The sequence below is a fragment of the Streptomyces inhibens genome, from assembly GCF_022221585.1.
In the GTDB taxonomy this organism is placed as follows: Bacteria; Actinomycetota; Actinomycetes; order Streptomycetales; family Streptomycetaceae; genus Streptomyces; species Streptomyces inhibens.
Window position 1 is genome coordinate 5,416,949 of sequence record NZ_CP084681.1, and the last position, 15,533, is coordinate 5,432,481.

Here is a 15,533-nt window from a genome sequence, read left to right on the forward strand (position 1 = left end):
CACCGGGAAGGCGACGAGTGCTGTCCGAAGAAGTGTGGCGTGAGCTGCAAAGCCAAGGCACATCCCGGATCTTCCGCGAACGCAGCGTGATGCTGCGGCAAGGCTCTCCCGGGACGCATCTGCTCGCGCTCACGGACGGTCTGGCCAAGGTCGTATGCCGGGAGCCCAGCGGTTCCGTGACCTGGCTGGCCTTTCGGGGACCGGGTGATCTGCTCGGGGAGGTGTCGGTTTTCAACGGCACCTCGCGCACGGCGGAAGTGGTCGCCCTCACCCCCTGCACGGCCGTCGTTCTGGAAGCTCAGCGGTTTCGCAGGTTCGTCGAGCAGCGCGGGCTGGTGATGGACCTGATGCGCCAAGCGCTGTCCAGGCTGCGGGAATCCGATGTGCATCGCACCGAACTGCTGACGTTGCCGCTGGTCGTACGGCTGGCGCGCGCACTGCTGCGACTGGCCGAACTGACCGCCCCGGCTGCCGAGCCGGATGTTGTCCAGCTGACCGGACTGAGCCAGGAGGAGATCGCCCAGGCCACCGGAGTGACGCGTAACTCCGTCATCGCCGGTCTGCAGCGATTGCGGGAGGCCGGCGCGGTGGAGACGGCACGACGAGTGATCGTCATCAAGGACATGAAGACCCTGCGGCACTGGGCGTCGGCCGACTGAACGCCCGCGCGTTGTGATGCGGGCCACCGGCGAACTGCCCTGCGCTGTGCACTCGGCCGGGCGGAACGGGCGGAACCTCGAAGCAGCCGAACAGCGGCTACGGAAAGCCACCCGCGCCATCCGCGAGGAGACCACGCATGTCCACGCCCCTGCCCGCCCCGTACACCGAGAGCCGACCGCTACCTCCCTACCGCGCCCTGTTCGCCGTGGACGCCAAGGACTTCACCGGTCTTCCCGCGGTGCAGCACGGTCCGGTCAGCCAGTTGATCCCCGAACTCGTCGACCAGGCCCTCGAACGTGCCGGGCTGCACGCACTGCGCGACTCCAAGAGGTTTCCCGCCAATACCGGGGACGGCGTGGTGTTCGGCTTCGATCCGGTGTTCCTCCCCTATGTCCTCTGGCCGTTCCTGGGTGTCCTGGACGACGTCCTCGGCGCGTACAACCAGCAGTCCGTGGGGCCTCGTATCCGCCTCCGGGCCAGCGTCCACGTCGGACCGCTGCCGGATGCCGACCGGCCCGGCGACGGCAACGGCACGGCCCGCAACGACACACACCGGCTCCTGGACTCGCGGCCGGTCAAGGCGATCCTCGCCGCGGCGAGCGAGCAGATCACCCACCTCGCCGCGGTCATCTCCCAGCGGGTCTACGAGGACGTGGTGCTCGGCGCCTACAGCGGGCTGCACCCCGACCGCTGCGTCGAAGTGCCGGCCACTGTGGAGGGAAAGAGCTTCTCGCAGCAGGCGTGGCTGTACGTCCCGTCGCCGTCCGGGAACCTCGTGCAGGCCGGAATCCAACCCCGCGAGGAACCCGCCGATGCCGATGCCGATGCCGATGCCGACGCCGAAGCCGCTTCCCGCGAGGCGGCGCCCGCGACGCGGCCAGGGACCCGGTACAGCGGGAACTCCCAGCAAGTGAATGAAGGCGCCGCCCTGATGGGCAACGTCGGCGGAGACTTCACCTATACCGGCCGCTCGACCTCGTATCACGGCACCAATCAGCACTGGGGCAGCGGAGACAACGTGACGGGTGACAAGCAGGTCGGCGGGCCCGGGGACCGCCGATGACCGCCGAACAGGGCGCGTCACCCGGTCCGGACGGCGGGGGCGCGCCCGCCGAGGACGGTGTCCATGCCGCAGGGCGGCCGGAGAACTCCTTCCGGGACAACCAGCAGCGGGTGAGCCATGGCATGGCGTTCATGGGCGGTGTCCAGGGCGATGTCTACTACCTGGCCGGCACCGAGCTGCTTGACGACGACGTCACAGAGAAGATCATCAAGCCCCGGCTGCGCGAGGGGCCTTATCCGACGGACGAGGTACGCAAGAGGCTGTGCGGCTTCGTCGAACCGCCTTCCTACCTGAGGTGCCGAAAGGTGCTGGACCGCCGGGTCCTCGTGATGCGGGCGGGAGGCGGGACAGGCGCGAGTACGGCCGCGTTCGCCCTGCTGGCGGAACGGTACGGAGCCGACGGCATCACCGGCCTGGACTCCATGGAGAACCTGGCGGTGTGGCGCCCGAAGGGCGGGCGCGGCTATCTGCTGCAAGGGCTCTCCCAGGCTGCCGCCGACTCGCTCGGCGAGGTGGCGCTGACAAGCCTGGGCGATCTGCTGAGGCGCTCCGGGGCCCACCTGGTCGTCACAGTGGCCAAGGAGGCGCAGCTGCCCGCCGACACCTTGCCGTGGCAGGTGGGGCATCTGCCGCCCTCGCCGGGTGAAGTGGCCGCCAAGCGGCTGCGGACGATGGCCGAGTCGGGCGACCTCACCGGTGCGCAACTGAACGACGCACTGGAGCACCTTGCCTCTCGTGAGTTCACCGACTATCTGGGCGCGCACCCTCTGCCCGATGACGGAGTTGACGTAGCCGGCGGCCTGCGCGAGGCGGTCGTCTCGGGAACGTCTGCCGCCTCCGTGCTCGACGATCTGCTGGTCGGCAGCGCCTCGGCCGCCCGCGCAGCTCTGGCGGAGGCACGCCACAGTGCCGATGACCTCTCCCTCATGACCGCCATCGCACTCCTGTCGCGACACGACCGCACGGTGATCGAGCAGTTCACCGCGGTGCTCCGCCCGCTGATCGGGGAACGAGCGGGACCAAGGCCGGGGAGCGAGCTGCCGGACCGAGTCGATGTGCTCGGTCCGGCCTTCGAGGACCGGCTGGAGGCGGTGGGCGCGCGCCTCCTGCCGACGGAGTTCGGCTCGACACCGCGGTACCGCTTCCCGGTCCAGCCGGTCGCCTTCTCGGGCCGACACCGGTCGGACGCGCTGCTCCGGCACCTGTGGCTGGAACACGAGGGCATGTCGGACCTGCTGTGGAAGGCCCTTGACGCACTGCCCTATCAACCCGGCATCGACCTGACAGCAGGTGGGGCGATCGGCCGCGTACTGACGCACGCGACCGGACCGAGCACGCTGCGCCAGCTGGTTCCCTTCGCCGCCTCGGACAGGCGCTGGCGGCGCCGCTTGGTCGCGTTCGCACTCGGCGAGCTGGTCCAGCACGCCGTCCTCGCCGGTGCGGTGCGGGAACAGCTACGACAGTGGAGCCGGGCACGCTCCGGCCTCGTCCGGTGCACGGTCGCCGAAACCTGCGCGGGCAGCTACGGCCTGGCGCGGCCCGCAGCCGCACTCAAGCTCCTGGACACGGTTCTCGACGGGCCGGAAGCGGATGCGGAACGCAGCCTGCGGACCGCGGTCTCCTTCGCGCTCGGCGCACTCCTCACCGAGGAGGCGAACCACACCCTCGTCTTCGAAAAGGTGGCGGAGTGGCTGGAATCGGAGCAGGGAACACCGCGTCACACCCTGGCGGCCCATGTGGTCGAGTCGATGAGCCTTTCGACGTTTCCCCAGCCCGGCCGGTCCGGCGCCGGACGCGTCAGCTTGGCCGACGTGATGGTGGAGCACCCCGGCCAGGCCCTCAACCTGGTGATTCTCGCCCTCGACGCCCCGTCCACACATGAGGCGACGGTGCAGCGACTGCTCCAGATCGAGGGCGACCCCGCTCTGCGGCGCCGGACCGCCTTCGCTCCCTTCCTGAGCGCGCTGTCCGGCATGGCCCGCGAACACCGAGGCGTCATGCGCTTCATGCTGCGCCGCCACCGCCATCGCATGTCCACCCCACCAGAAGGGTTCGCCTCATGACGGAACCGCTGATCACACCGGTGACCTCCTCGCCCACCTGGCAGTTCCTCCGCCTCCGCTTCAGCTCGCAAGAGGATCGGGCCCTGGCATTTCTCTCGGATCAGGGTGCGGATCGGCTGGAGCCGCCGCGTGGCGGTGACTTCTGGGGCTATCCCCGTCCGACCGCGCGGGAAGTGCGGCGCGGGGAGTTCTTCGATGTCGTGTGGGTCTCCCTCACGGAACGGAGGTTCTGGGTCGACATCCCCCGGCGCGCCGCGACTTCGTCGGCCCGCCCGCAGTCCCGTTACGAGGTCGCCTGGAAGGTCAGCAACCCCGTGGTCGCCGCGAGGAGCCGGGTCACCGAGGAAGAAGCCCGTCAGATGATCGTCCGGCACATCGGGGAGAACGCGTCGCTGCCCGGTGTTTCCGACCCGCTGAAAAAGCCACCGCCGCACCATGGGACCGCCGAGGTCGAGCCGCCCGGCCGGCTACGGGTGATCGACGGTACGGGCCTTGTGTACTGGTTCCTGGACCCGCCGGCCGCGTTCCGGACCGCGCCGGGCACCGGAGCGGTGCCCACCCTTCCGCCGGGATTCGGCGAAGCACACCGTGAGGCCTACCGCTTCTACCGGGAGGTGGTGGCAGGCGGGCCGGTCGGCCTGGCCGCTCTCTGGCTGCTGCACCAGCCCGAGCAGGCAAGGGAGGTGCTCGACTGGACGGTGGCCCACAGCAGTCTGCTCACCGACCGGGACGGCTGGGAGAGGACTCTGGCGGCGACGCTTCAGGGACTGACGGAAGAGGACCGGAGTTTCGTCGGCGTGAACCTGGCCCGTGTCCTCAGCGACGTCGGCGTACCTCAGGGCGAGGAGATCCTGACGCGGATCGGGCACGACGGTCCGCACCGCGACGCGAAGGGTGCGTACGGAGAGACGCCATGACGCGCCCCGCACTCTTCGGTCCCTCTCCGCACGGGCGGCGCCGGCTCAGCACCGCCCCGTGCGACGACCCGGACGACGTGGCGGCACTGTCGCGTGAGTTGATCGCCCAGAATCACCTGGAGATCGGCCGCGCCGACGGCAAGGCCGCCGCCCTGCTGGCCACCGGGGGAGCACTTCTCGGGCTCCTGCTGATCCGCCGCCCGCCCGAAGCCTCGTGGGCCCTCCCCCTGTGGTGGACAGCGGCGGTCACCACGACCGGGGCGCTCCTGTGCCTGCTCGTGGCCCTCGTGCCACGCCGCGGAGCCAAGATGAGGGAGAGCGCGCGCATCCTCGCCTACTACGAAGACGTGGTGCGGGCCGAGAGCCGCGCGGAGCTGTCGGCGGGGCTACGGCTGGGCAGTTCCGACCCGCAGCCCCGGCTGTCCCGGGCCCTGACCGGAACCAGCCGGATCGCCCGAGCCAAGAACCGGTGTGTGCGGTACGCCACTCTTCTGCTGCTGCCGGCGGTCACCGCCGTGTTCCTTGCCCTGGCCTCCGGCAGCTGACCCGCTCCACGGGTCACCGCACTCTCCGCGACCGGAACCAGGGGGAGGGGACGAGCGAAACGCCGGAGGAGCGCCAACAGTTCGCCCTCCGTTGGGCAGCCACTTTCGCGGCCGGCTCCCAAGTGGCGCCCAAGTGGCGCCCAAGATGGCCCCACAAACAGATCAGGGCCCGACCCGCGATGCGGATCAGGCCCTGACCTTTGTTCCTTCAGTCGGGGTGGCGGGATTTGAACCCACGACCTCTTCGTCCCGAACGAAGCGCGCTGCCAAGCTGCGCTACACCCCGAAGCAACGAGCTCTACTTTAGCGGACCGATCCCCGTAGGCGAAATCCGGTTGTTGTGGAGCAGTGGAGAGGGCCTGACCTGGTCGATCGCGATGGCGATCAAGGGGAGGGCGCAGATCGCCAGGGCGATGGTCAGGGCGGTGGTGAGGGTGGGGGAGGGCGTGCCCGTGGTGGCGGGGGAGGCGAGGGTGAAGGAGAGATAGAGGAGGGGGTAGGCCGGCCACTGCCAGGCGTGGGGCAGGCGGAAGCCGCGGGGGGTGGTGAGCAGCAACCAGTCGGCGAGGGCGGCGAGGGGGGTGAGTGTGTAGAGGAGCTGGTGGGAGATGGCTTGGGCGGTGGTGGTGGGGCCGGTGCCGGCGGGCAGCGTGAAGGCGGTGGAGTCGGCGGCCGGGAGGGCGTGGTGGAGGAGGGCCGTGAGGGTGAGGAAGGAGAGGAGCGCGCCCGTGATGCGGGGGCTCACGGGGCTGCGGCCGGTCCAGGCGCGGTGGGCGGAGCAGACGGAGACCAGCGCCACGGCGATGTTGGCCTGCACGGTGAAGGAGGCCAGGAGATGAGCGGGGGCCGGGGCGGAGGTGCTGAGGGCTTCCAGGAGGAGGCCGGTCAGGGCGGCCAGGGTGATCAGGATGCGGAAGGCGGCCACGCGGGGGCGGCGGATGGCAGGGGCGACGGCTGCTGCCGGGGTGCGGGCGGCGGCTCCGGCCGGGCCGGTGGCGTGGCGCGTGGACTGCGAGGTCCGGGTGGGGTCGGACATTCCTCCACGTTAGGGGGGATGATCGGCGGGTGGGGAGCCCCGATCGGGACGAGTCTCCGGGGGGAGACGAGCCTTCCAGGTCAGGGAGGAGACCCCGGCCAGAAGCGGAGTCCCCGGGCCGGGAGCGCCCCCGCCGCATCACTCCGTACGCGCGTGCCCCTACGGCCTCAGCCAGTCCGCCCGCTCGCCGGCCCCCCGCCCCGCCTCAGCCCCGCGCCGTCAGTGTCAGCAGTGTCGCCTCCGGGGGGCAGGCGAAGCGGACCGGGGTGTAGCGGTTGGTGCCGCAGCCTGCGGAGACGTGGAGGTAGGAGGTGTGGGCGCCGGCGGTGTGGGTGGACAGGCCCTTGACGCGGTCGGTGTCGATGTCGCAGTTGGTGACCAGGGCGCCGTAGAAGGGGATGCAGAGCTGGCCGCCGTGGGTGTGGCCGGCCAGGATCAGCGGGTAGCCGTCGGCGGTGAAGGCGTCCAGGGTGCGCAGGTAGGGGGCGTGCACCACGGCCAGGGAGAGGTCGGCGCCGGATTCCGGGCCGCCGGCCACCTCGGCGTAGCGGTCGCGCTTGATGTGCGGGTCGTCCAGGCCGGTCAGGGCGATCTCGATGCCGTCCAGCTTGAGGCGGCCGCGGGAATTGGACAGGCCGACCCAGCCGGCCGTGTCGAAGGCGTCGCGCAGGTCTTCCCACGGGTTGTGGACGGCGCCCACGACGGGCGCGTTGCCGTTGAGGCCGTGCCGGCCCTGGGCGCGTTCGAGCAGGTAGCGCGCGGGGTTGCGCAGCTTGGGGCCGTAGTAGTCGTTGGAGCCGAAGACGTACGCGCCGGGGAACTCCATCAGCGGGCCGAGCGCGTCCAGCGTCTCGGGGACGCCTTCGGGGTCGGAGAGGTTGTCGCCCGTGTTGATGACGAAGTCGGGGCGCAGTCCGGCGAGCGACTGCAGCCAGCGCTGCTTCTTGCGCTGGCCGCTGACCATGTGGATGTCGGAGACCTGTAGGACGCGCAACGGCCGCATGCCGCGGGGCAGTACGGGCACGGTGACGCGCCGGAGGCGGAACGAGCGGACTTCGAAGCCGGCGGCGTAGGCCAGGCCGGCCGCGCCGACTGCGGTCAGGGTCAGGGGTACTCCGTATCGCGCGCGCATGGCTCCCATCGTCGCAGAGTGGCGGGGGTGGCTGCAGCGCGAGGCCGGGCGCCGGGCGGTGGGCGTGGCGGGGCGTCGGGGGAAAAGGCGCGGCGGTTGGCGGTGGGTGGGGGCATACTCGACGGCATGACCACGCTCAAGTCCAAGCTGCATGACGACCTCACCATCGCGATCAAGGCGCGCGACGAGCTGCGTTCCTCCACCCTTCGTCTCACGCTGACCGCGATCCAGAAGGAGGAGGTCGCGGGCACCGAGGCGCGCGAGCTGTCCGACGGCGAGGTCGAGAAGATCATCACGCGGGAGGCGAAGAAGCGCCGTGAGGCCGCTGACGCCTTTGAGAAGGGCGGCCGCGCCGCGCAGGCCGAGCGGGAGCGCGCCGAGGGTGAGGTGCTCGCGGAGTATCTGCCCAAGCAGCTGACCGACGACGAGCTGGAGCAGCTGGTCGCGGCGGCCGTGGCGGAGGCCAAGGGCGCCGGCGCCGAGGGGCCGCGGGCGATGGGCGCCGTCATGAAGATCGTCAACCCGAAGGTGGCGGGCCGTGCCGAGGGCGGCCGGGTGGCCGCGGTGGTGAAGAAGCTGCTGGCCGTCTGAGCAGTCGGACGACGTCTTGAGGGACGTCAGGGAAAGGTGAGGGGCGCCCCCGGTGGTGTGGGGGCGCCCCTGCTTGTTCGTGCGCTATGGGCTCGTACGGGCCAACCGACGGTCTACCAGCCGCCGTTGCCGCCGCCCAGTACGTCGGGCCAGCCCGGAAGGTGCCAGCCGCCGCCCGGCTTGTTGTCGCCGCCTCGGCCGGGCTTGTGCTTGCCGCCCTTGTCGCCGTCGTCGCCTTGGTTCTTTTCCTTGTCCTTGGCGGGGTCGTCGATCGGGACGGTGGGCAGGGCGGGTGCGGGCCGGTTGGCCAGGGCGCCGGTCATCGCATCGCGCCAGATGGGGCCGGGGGTGTCGGCGCCGTAGACCTTGTCGTGGGGGACGCCGCCGATGGTGATGTTGTACATCTTGCGCTTGTGCTGCGGGTCGCCGACCCAGACCGCGCCGGCCGCGTTCGGGGTGTAGCCGACGAACCAGGCGGCGTAGCGGCTGTCGCTGGTGCCGGTCTTGCCGGCGCTGTCGCGACCCTGGAGGCCGGCCTCCTTGCCGGTGCCGTCCTCGACGACGCCCTTGAGGAGGGTGTTGATCGTGTCAGCGGTCTTCTTGGACATCGCGCTGTGGCAGCTGGTCTGCGGGACCTTCATCGCCCGGCCCCGCGCGTCGGTGATCGACTCGATGGCGACGGGGGAGCAGTACTGGCCGCCGTTGGCGAAGGCGGCGTAGCCGGTGGCCATCGTCAGCGGTGACATCTCCTGCACGCCGAGCGTCATCGACGGAACTTGCTGCAACGTCTTGCCGTCGGCCCGCTCGATGCCCATCTTCTGGGCCATCTTGACCGCGGGGCAGATGCCCATATCGCTGATCAGCTGCACGAAGTAGGTGTTGACCGACTTCGCGGTCGCCTCCTTCATGCCGTACGGGCCGACCTCTTCCTTGTTCTCGTTCTTGGTGGTGTCCGTGCCCTGCCACTCGCCGTCGCAGGTCTGGACGGGGCTCGGATACGGCATCTGGTACGGCGAGGGGTACTCCTGCTCCGGGCTCGTCCCCTGTTCGAGGGCGGCCGCCGCGATCACCGGCTTGAAGGTCGATCCGGGCTGGTAGCCGGCGCCGCCGCCCATGTCGTGGTCCACCGAGAGGTTGATCACGGTCTGGTTCTCACGGAAGCCGTACGGGCGCGACTGGCCCATGCCGAGGATCTTGCCGGTGCCCGGTTCGACGATGGTGGCGGCGCTGGCGACCGGGTCGTCGTCGTAGACGTGATCGCTTATCGACGCCTGGATCGACTTCTGGGTCTGCGGGTCGAGGGTGGTGCGGATGGTCATGCCGCCCTCGTTCCAGCGTTGCAAGCGGACTTTCCGGTTCTTTCCGAAAGACTTGTCGTTGAGAAAGACCTTGCGGATGTAGTCACAGAAGAAGCCGGCGCCGTTGGTGGCGGTGATGCAGCCGTTCTTGGGGCGGCTGACCGCCAGCTTGATCGGCTCCTTGGCGGCAGCGTCGGCCTGCTCCTGGGTGACGTCCTTGAGATCGGCCATCCGCTGCAGGACGGTGTTGCGCCGCCGGGTGGCCTCCTGCGGGTCGTTGACCGGGTCGTAGCGGCTCGGCGACTGGACGATGCCGGCCAGCAGGGCCGACTCCTCCAAGCTCAGGTCCTTGGCGTGCTTGCTGAAGTAGCGCTGGGCGGCCGCCTCGATGCCGTAGGCCTGCTGCCCGAAGAACGTGATGTTCAGGTAGTTCTGCAAGATCTTGCGCTTGCCGAGCTCCTTCTCGATCTGGATCGCGTACTTGAGCTCTTTGACCTTGCGGCCGATCGTCTGCTGGGTGGCCTGCGCGACCTTGTCCGCGTCGTCGCCCGCCTCCTCGATGAAGACGTTCTTCACATACTGCTGGGTCAGCGTCGAGGCGCCCTCGGAGACGCCGCCTGTCTGCGCGTTCTTGTTGAGCGCGCGCAGGATGCCCTTCATATCGATGGCGCCGTGCTCGTAGAAGCGCGCGTCCTCGATCGCGACGATCGCCTTCTGGATGTACGGCGACATGTCCTTGAGGCCGATGACCGTGCGGTCACGGGAGTAGACCTTGGCGATCTCGCCGCCGTCGGCGTCCAGAATGGTGGTCCGCTGGCTGAGCGGCGGCGTCTTGAGGTTCGCCGGGATGTCGTCGAAGCCCTCGACCGACCCCTTGGCCGTCAGGCCGAGCGCCCCGGCCGCCGGGAGCGCGAGGCCGGCCAGCACCGCTCCGGCCAGGACACTGACACCGAGGAACTTGGCGGCCTGCTGCGTCTTGGACAGACCCCCGCCATCGCGCTTCTTAGGCATGAGGGCAGCCTAATCCGTTGTCGGCGACGTTCCGCAGGGGCAGGGGCTCTTCGGGATGTTCGAGTACCGGACCGTGACATCCAAGGGCAGCCGGGCAGGCAGCAACGCCTGAATGAAGATCGCTGCGCGGTGCTGGTTCATGGTGGCGGCGGTTGAGGCCGGTGGTGGCGGCTGAGGCCGGCGATCAGGTCGCTGCGCGGCCCGCACGCGCTCGTGACCAGCGCAAACACCCGCACCCTGGGGAGGGGCAACGTGATCTGGGGAGGGGGCAACGTGATCTACGGCGAAATCGACCGGGCCGAACGCCATCACGGCATCGCCCTGGTCGACGCCCCGGGCCCGCTGTCGGCAAAGCACCGCATCACCGACGACGCGGCCGGCTACCCGCTCCCGCTGGACGGGCCGCACCGACTCCCGTCAGGGCCGCACGGCTGCCCCGCACGCAGATCCAGGCTGCCTTGCTGTGGAGCGCGGCAGCAGCCGATCATTCGAACATGAGACCTGAAGTACAGGAGTTCGTTGCCGATGGCCCCCTCCCTGACGAGGATGCGAGCGGGGAGGAGATAGACAGGAGGGTTCTTCAGCTTGAGGCGATCTCCAGGCCGGTCACGGCGGACGAGGCCAGGGCGCTGGTCGCGTGCTTCGGCCCGGACGACTGCTACGGCGTCGCCTGGTCACTGCTGCACCTCATCGAGACCGGTCCGAATCCGGTGCTCGTCACCGAGCCCGAGCCCGACGCCAACGAATGGCACCACAGGCTCTGGCATCGGGCGGTCAATGGAGGCCTGATCGCCGGAGACTTGACGGCTTAGCAACGTGAGGCGCCTACGTTCTCAATCGCCGGACAGGGGCGCACCTGTTCGTTTAGCCTGTTCTCGGCTGCCACAGCGGAATGGTTACGCGTCAGTTCGTCAACCCCTACTCCCGCGCGGACCGCGCCCCCACGTGCCCGCGTGTGTCGACAGAAATCCCGCGTCAGGACGACGAACCGTCCTGCCTTGTGAGCAAAGTGACGTATGTCGTGCGGTCACTCCGTTGGGTGATCTGCCGCGTACGCATAGTCCGTTCGGGCCATTCAAGATTGGGCCCGAAGGGGGTGTTGCGCCCTGCCTGCCTTCCGTAACGTCCTCAACTGGCAACGGTGAATATGCCGATTGCCGCCGTGGGGGAGCCTCGATTCGGGAGAGGACGGCGCCAGCATGAGCTGGGTAACCGACTGGAGTGCACAGGCAGCCTGCCGCACTACCGATCCGGATGAACTGTTCGTTCAAGGGGCGGCGCAAAACCGCGCCAAGGCGGTGTGCACCGGATGTCCGGTGCGCACGGAGTGCCTGGCCGACGCCCTGGACAACCGGGTGGAGTTCGGCGTGTGGGGCGGGATGACCGAGCGCGAGCGGAGGGCGCTGCTGCGCCGCCGCCCGACCGTGACGTCATGGCGTCGCCTGTTGGAGACAGCACGTACGGAATACGAGCGCAGCACCGGCATTCTGCCGGTGGACTGCGAGGACGAGGCCTTCGACGAGTACGCCGCGGTCGGATAACTGAGGGCGTAGCGGCCGAAGTTGGCCGAGAAGGCTTCGGCTGGTGGCGCGGTCTGATCGGTCAGACGCTGGGTGCCGTCAGCGACTGGGGTGTGCCCTGGGGCCGGCAGGCCGGCCGGTTGGCTGTGTTGTAGGGGGCGGCCGTGGCGTTCGGGACGGTCGCGCCGGCGAGTGCGTACGCCGTTTGGTACGTGCGTTGTTGAGTGCGTACGCCGTTTGGTACGTGCGCTGTTGAGTGCGTGTGCCGTTGTGGGCGTGCGCTGTTGAGTGCGCCACATCGCCGCGGTGCGGTGGGTGGGGTGCCTGGGTCGGCCGTACGGCTTCAGTCGTTGCCGTGCGTGTCGTCGCTGTGTGCGTCGGCGCTGTCGGTGTTGTCGCTGTGCGTGTCGTCGGTGTCCGTGCCGTTCAGTGCCAGGCGGTCGCCGATTGCGCGCAGGCCGGCAAGGTCATGGACATCGCCGGGCAGCGCGGCGACCTCCGTCACCGGGACCTCGGGATGCAGTGCGGTGAAGCGGTCCCGGGTGCGGCGTTCGCGTGCGAGGACCTGCATACGTTCCGCGTGCAGTCGTAGCAGCCCGGCGGCCAGTTGAGCCGCCGAGGCCGAAGTGGGTGCCACATGCTCCGCCGCGGCAGCGGGGGAGAGGCCGCCGGCGTTACGTGATCCAGCCTTCCCGCCGTCGAGATCCACAATGCCGGTTGGTTCAAGATTATTTTCGGCACGGTCGGGATCGGCGTCGGCGTCCTCCGCCATCCGCTCCGTCAGGGTCTCCGCGGCGGCCAGCGCGCGCTCGGCGCTCAGTTGCGCGGCGCCGCTGCCGTGCACCCGGTTCAGTACGAGGCCGGCCAGCGGCATCTGTTCGGCGGCCAGCCGCTCGACGAAGTACGCCGCCTCACGCAGTGCGTCCCGCTCCGGCGCGGCCACCACGAGGAACGCCGTGCCGGGCGCCTGCAGCAGGCGGTAGGTGGCGTCCGCGCGGGTGCGGAAGCCGCCGAACATGGTGTCCATCGCGGCGACGAACGTCTGCACATCGCGCAGCAGTTGACCGCCCATGAGCTTGCTGAGGGTGCCGGTCATCATCGACATGCCGACGTTGAGGAACTTCATGCCGGCCCGGCCGCCGACCTTCGCCGGTGCCATCAGCACCCGGATGAACTTGCCGTCCAGGAAGGAGCCGAGGCGCTTGGGCGCATCCAGGAAGTCCAGTGCGGAGCGGCTCGGAGGAGTGTCGACGACGATCAGATCCCACTCGTCGCTCGCGCGGAGCTGGCCGAGCTTCTCCATGGCCATGTACTCCTGCGTGCCCGCGAAACCGGCCGACAGGGACTGGTAGAAGGGGTTCTCCAGGATGGCGCGGGCGCGGTCGGCGTCCGCATGGCCCTCGACGATCTCGTCGAAGGTGCGCTTCATGTCCAGCATCATCGCGTGCAGTTCGCCGCCCGCGGTCTCGTCCACGCCCTTGACCTGGCGCGGGACGTTGTCGAGCTCGGAGATGCCCATCGACTGCGCCAGCCGCCTGGCCGGGTCGATGGTCAGCACGACGACCTTGCGGCCGCGCTCGGCGGCGCGTACACCCAGCGCCGCGGCGGTCGTGGTCTTGCCGACGCCGCCCGAACCGCAGCACACCACGATGCGGGTGCGCGGGTTGTCGATCAGCGCATCGACCTCGAGCCACGGGGCCGAGGCGTTCAGCGTCGTGTCGTCCGAGGTCATATGGGCCTCTGTTTCCGCAGGTCTCTCGCCAGGTGGTAGAGCCCGGCGAGGTCCACTCCCTCGGGGAGCAGCTCCAACTCGTAGGTGGGCAGGCCGATTGCGGTCAGCTCGGCGTGCTCGGCGCGCTCCAGCTCGACCCGCTCGGCGTGTTCGCGCGCCTGCTCCAGCAGGGGGTCGATCAGCCGGTCCGCCAGGCCGCCGCGGCGGGCACCGCCCAGTCCGGCCTGGGAGAGCGCCTTGGCGACGCCCGTACGGGCCCCACGGGCGGCGATGATGTCGAGGTCGCCGTTGTCCAGCAGGGCCGGGCGGGTCATGTTGATGACGACGCTGCCCACGGGGATGCCGGCGGCGCGCAGCTCCGCGACGCCGTCCGCGGTCTCCTGGACCGGCATCTCCTCCAGGAGCGTCACCAGATGCACCGCGGTCTCGGGCGACTTGAGGACCCGCATCACGGCCTGCGCCTGATTGTGGATCGGGCCGATCTTCGCGAGTCCGGCCACCTCGTCGTTGACGTTCAGGAAGCGGGTGATGCGGCCGGTCGGCGGGGCGTCCATGACGACCGCGTCGTAGACGAACTTGCCGCTCTTGTCCTTGCGGCGGACCGCCTCGCACGCCTTGCCGGTCAGCAGGACGTCCCGCAGGCCCGGCGCGATGGTCGTGGCGAAGTCGATCGCGCCGAGCTTCTTCAGCGCCCGGCCGGCGCTGCCGAGCTTGTAGAACATCTGGAGGTAGTCCAGCAGGGCGCGTTCGGCATCGATGGCCAGGGCGTGGACCTCGCCGCCCGCCCGTCTCCCGCCACCGCCCCGGGGGGCATCTCCGCCGGACTCCGTCCGGGGGGACCCCCATCGCGAGGCGTCCTCGGACGTGGGTCCTACGGCGATCTTGCGTTCCTCGTACGGAAGCGCTTCGGTCTCGAACAGCTGGGCAATGCCCTGCCGGCCCTCGACCTCGACCAGGAGGGTACGGCGTCCCTCGGTGGCCAGGGCGAGGGCGAGGGCAGCGGCGACCGTGGTCTTGCCGGTGCCGCCCTTGCCGCTGACGACATGGAGCCTGCTCACGCCAAGGAGCCTAACCAGTCCGCGTCCCGGCTACGCACGGGATACGCCTGGGATGACCCGGAGATCCTCCCGTGAGGGGTCCGGGTCCGGTCAGGGATGCGCCGTAGGGGCTCCCCGGCTGCCTGGCGGTACGCCGCGTCGGGCGGGCGCGGGCGGGCCACGGCGGACGGCGTCCACCGCGGCCGTGGACAGGCATTACGCTCGGCCCATGACCAAGTGGGAATACGTGACCGTGCCGCTGCTCGTGCACGCGACGAAGCAGATTCTGGACACCTGGGGCGAGGACGGCTGGGAGCTGGTCCAGGTCGTGCCGGGCCCGAACAACCCCGAGCAGTTGGTGGCCTACCTGAAGCGGGAGAAGCAGGCGTGAGCGCGACAGAGGACAAGATCGCATCGCTCGGCCTGAAGCTGCCGCACGTCGTGCCGCCGCTGGCCACGTACCAGCCCGCGGTGCGCTCCGGCTCGTACGTCTTCACCTCCGGCCAGCTGCCCATGGTGGACGGCGCGCTGCCGGCCACCGGCAAGGTCGGCGCCGAGGTCAGCGCGGAGCAGGCCAAGGAACTCGCCGCGACCTGCGCGCTCAACGCGCTGGCCGCCGTGAAGTCCGTCATCGGCGACCTCGACAAGATCCAGCGCGTCGTGAAGGTCGTCGGTTTCGTGGCCTCCGCGCCGGACTTCACCGGCCAGCCGGCCGTCCTCAACGGCGCCAGTGAGCTGCTGGGCGAGATCCTCGGCGACAAGGGCGTGCACGCCCGGTCCGCGGTGGGCGTGGCGGTGCTGCCGCTCGACGCGCCGGTCGAGGTCGAGATCCAGGTCGAGATCGCCGAATAGGCGGTGCGCGGGGCCGGGCACGCCCGGAGCGCGCGCCTCGCGCCAGGGGCCCCTCGTCAGCAGGGGCCCCCGGCAA

General features: G+C 69.9%; 16 protein-coding genes and 1 tRNA gene. 11 read left to right on the forward strand and 6 right to left on the reverse strand.

From position 1 onward, the window contains the following. Positions 1–17 precede the first annotated feature (17 nt). From KI385_RS24735 to KI385_RS24755, 5 genes are all read left to right on the forward strand, one after another. Positions 18–659 carry a Crp/Fnr family transcriptional regulator gene (locus KI385_RS24735; protein WP_238574316.1) on the forward strand — a complete coding sequence of 214 codons (642 nt, stop codon included), beginning with the start codon at positions 18–20 and terminating at the stop codon, positions 657–659. A gap of 137 nt (positions 660–796) precedes the next feature. Then, positions 797–1,723, forward strand: a complete 927-nt coding sequence (locus KI385_RS24740; protein WP_238574317.1) for a hypothetical protein — start codon at positions 797–799, stop codon at positions 1,721–1,723. After that, positions 1,720–3,786 carry a hypothetical protein gene (locus KI385_RS24745; RefSeq protein ID WP_238574318.1) on the forward strand — a complete coding sequence of 689 codons (2,067 nt, stop codon included), beginning with the start codon at positions 1,720–1,722 and terminating at the stop codon, positions 3,784–3,786. Before KI385_RS24740 ends, KI385_RS24745 begins: the two co-directional genes overlap by 4 nt. Continuing rightward, positions 3,783–4,703 carry a hypothetical protein gene (locus KI385_RS24750; RefSeq protein ID WP_238574319.1) on the forward strand — a complete coding sequence of 307 codons (921 nt, stop codon included), beginning with the start codon at positions 3,783–3,785 and terminating at the stop codon, positions 4,701–4,703. Before KI385_RS24745 ends, KI385_RS24750 begins: the two co-directional genes overlap by 4 nt. Then, positions 4,700–5,248 carry a Pycsar system effector family protein gene (locus KI385_RS24755; RefSeq protein ID WP_238574320.1) on the forward strand — a complete coding sequence of 183 codons (549 nt, stop codon included), beginning with the start codon at positions 4,700–4,702 and terminating at the stop codon, positions 5,246–5,248. The genes KI385_RS24750 and KI385_RS24755 overlap by 4 nt, the downstream gene beginning before the upstream one ends. Before the next feature lie 212 nt (positions 5,249–5,460). Here KI385_RS24755 and KI385_RS24760 read toward each other — a convergent pair. The 3 genes from KI385_RS24760 to KI385_RS24770 all read right to left on the reverse strand — a co-directional run bounded on the left by KI385_RS24760 (position 5,461) and on the right by KI385_RS24770 (position 7,416). Beyond that, positions 5,461–5,534: transfer RNA gene (locus KI385_RS24760), tRNA-Pro, on the reverse strand. 12 nt (positions 5,535–5,546) lie between these two features. Next, positions 5,547–6,284 (reverse strand): integral membrane regulator, encoded by a 738-nt coding sequence (locus KI385_RS24765; RefSeq protein ID WP_238574321.1) that lies wholly within the window; start codon positions 6,282–6,284, stop codon positions 5,547–5,549. A 205-nt stretch (positions 6,285–6,489) separates the two neighbouring features. Beyond that, on the reverse strand, positions 6,490–7,416 hold the full coding sequence (locus KI385_RS24770) for a metallophosphoesterase (protein WP_238574322.1): 927 nt from the start codon (positions 7,414–7,416) through the stop codon (positions 6,490–6,492). Between the two features lie 126 nt (positions 7,417–7,542). Between KI385_RS24770 and KI385_RS24775 the strand changes: the two genes are divergently transcribed. Continuing rightward, positions 7,543–8,007 carry a GatB/YqeY domain-containing protein gene (locus KI385_RS24775; protein ID WP_238574323.1) on the forward strand — a complete coding sequence of 155 codons (465 nt, stop codon included), beginning with the start codon at positions 7,543–7,545 and terminating at the stop codon, positions 8,005–8,007. Between the two features lie 113 nt (positions 8,008–8,120). Here the strand turns inward: KI385_RS24775 and KI385_RS24780 are convergent, their stop codons facing one another. Continuing rightward, complete coding sequence (locus tag KI385_RS24780) at positions 8,121–10,316, reverse strand: transglycosylase domain-containing protein (RefSeq protein WP_238574324.1); 2,196 nt, start codon at positions 10,314–10,316, stop codon at positions 8,121–8,123. A gap of 213 nt (positions 10,317–10,529) precedes the next feature. On the opposite strand from KI385_RS24780, the gene KI385_RS24785 reads away from it, so the two are divergent. The 3 genes from KI385_RS24785 (at position 10,530) to KI385_RS24795 (ending at position 11,857) form a co-directional block, all read left to right on the forward strand. Then, positions 10,530–10,814 carry a hypothetical protein gene (locus tag KI385_RS24785; RefSeq protein ID WP_238578106.1) on the forward strand — a complete coding sequence of 95 codons (285 nt, stop codon included), beginning with the start codon at positions 10,530–10,532 and terminating at the stop codon, positions 10,812–10,814. Beyond that, complete coding sequence (locus KI385_RS24790; protein WP_238574325.1) at positions 10,811–11,128, forward strand: hypothetical protein; 318 nt, start codon at positions 10,811–10,813, stop codon at positions 11,126–11,128. Before KI385_RS24785 ends, KI385_RS24790 begins: the two co-directional genes overlap by 4 nt. Before the next feature lie 387 nt (positions 11,129–11,515). Next, positions 11,516–11,857 carry a WhiB family transcriptional regulator gene (locus KI385_RS24795; protein ID WP_238574326.1) on the forward strand — a complete coding sequence of 114 codons (342 nt, stop codon included), beginning with the start codon at positions 11,516–11,518 and terminating at the stop codon, positions 11,855–11,857. Between the two features lie 322 nt (positions 11,858–12,179). On the opposite strand, the gene bagB is transcribed toward KI385_RS24795, so the two are convergent. Further along, positions 12,180–13,568, reverse strand: a complete 1,389-nt coding sequence (bagB, locus tag KI385_RS24800; RefSeq protein WP_238574327.1) for an ATPase BagB — start codon at positions 13,566–13,568, stop codon at positions 12,180–12,182. Beyond that, complete coding sequence (gene bagA, locus KI385_RS24805) at positions 13,565–14,626, reverse strand: ATPase BagA (RefSeq protein WP_238574328.1); 1,062 nt, start codon at positions 14,624–14,626, stop codon at positions 13,565–13,567. The genes bagB and bagA overlap by 4 nt, the downstream gene beginning before the upstream one ends. Before the next feature lie 208 nt (positions 14,627–14,834). Between bagA and sp36 the strand changes: the two genes are divergently transcribed. After that, entirely contained in the window at positions 14,835–14,996 is a 162-nt protein-coding gene (sp36, locus tag KI385_RS24810) for a Sp36 family protein (protein ID WP_003981536.1), read from the forward strand. Beyond that, on the forward strand, positions 14,993–15,457 hold the full coding sequence (locus tag KI385_RS24815) for a RidA family protein (RefSeq protein ID WP_238574329.1): 465 nt from the start codon (positions 14,993–14,995) through the stop codon (positions 15,455–15,457). The genes sp36 and KI385_RS24815 overlap by 4 nt, the downstream gene beginning before the upstream one ends. The last annotated feature ends 76 nt before the right edge of the window (positions 15,458–15,533 follow it).

What these genes read in the sequence shown, in the direction of transcription:
- sp36 (WP_003981536.1), top strand. Translation starts at nt 14,835, where the DNA reads ATGACCAAGTGGGAATACGTGACCGTGCCGCTGCTCGTGCACGCGACG.
- KI385_RS24795 (WP_238574326.1), top strand. Translation starts at nt 11,516, where the DNA reads ATGAGCTGGGTAACCGACTGGAGTGCACAGGCAGCCTGCCGCACTACC.
- KI385_RS24740 (WP_238574317.1), top strand. Translation starts at nt 797, where the DNA reads ATGTCCACGCCCCTGCCCGCCCCGTACACCGAGAGCCGACCGCTACCT.
- bagB (WP_238574327.1), bottom strand. Translation starts at nt 13,568, where the DNA reads ATGACCTCGGACGACACGACGCTGAACGCCTCGGCCCCGTGGCTCGAG.
- KI385_RS24780 (WP_238574324.1), bottom strand. Translation starts at nt 10,316, where the DNA reads ATGCCTAAGAAGCGCGATGGCGGGGGTCTGTCCAAGACGCAGCAGGCC.
- KI385_RS24750 (WP_238574319.1), top strand. Translation starts at nt 3,783, where the DNA reads ATGACGGAACCGCTGATCACACCGGTGACCTCCTCGCCCACCTGGCAG.
- KI385_RS24755 (WP_238574320.1), top strand. Translation starts at nt 4,700, where the DNA reads ATGACGCGCCCCGCACTCTTCGGTCCCTCTCCGCACGGGCGGCGCCGG.
- KI385_RS24765 (WP_238574321.1), bottom strand. Translation starts at nt 6,284, where the DNA reads ATGTCCGACCCCACCCGGACCTCGCAGTCCACGCGCCACGCCACCGGC.
- KI385_RS24770 (WP_238574322.1), bottom strand. Translation starts at nt 7,416, where the DNA reads ATGCGCGCGCGATACGGAGTACCCCTGACCCTGACCGCAGTCGGCGCG.
- KI385_RS24790 (WP_238574325.1), top strand. Translation starts at nt 10,811, where the DNA reads ATGAGACCTGAAGTACAGGAGTTCGTTGCCGATGGCCCCCTCCCTGAC.
- KI385_RS24745 (WP_238574318.1), top strand. Translation starts at nt 1,720, where the DNA reads ATGACCGCCGAACAGGGCGCGTCACCCGGTCCGGACGGCGGGGGCGCG.
- KI385_RS24775 (WP_238574323.1), top strand. Translation starts at nt 7,543, where the DNA reads ATGACCACGCTCAAGTCCAAGCTGCATGACGACCTCACCATCGCGATC.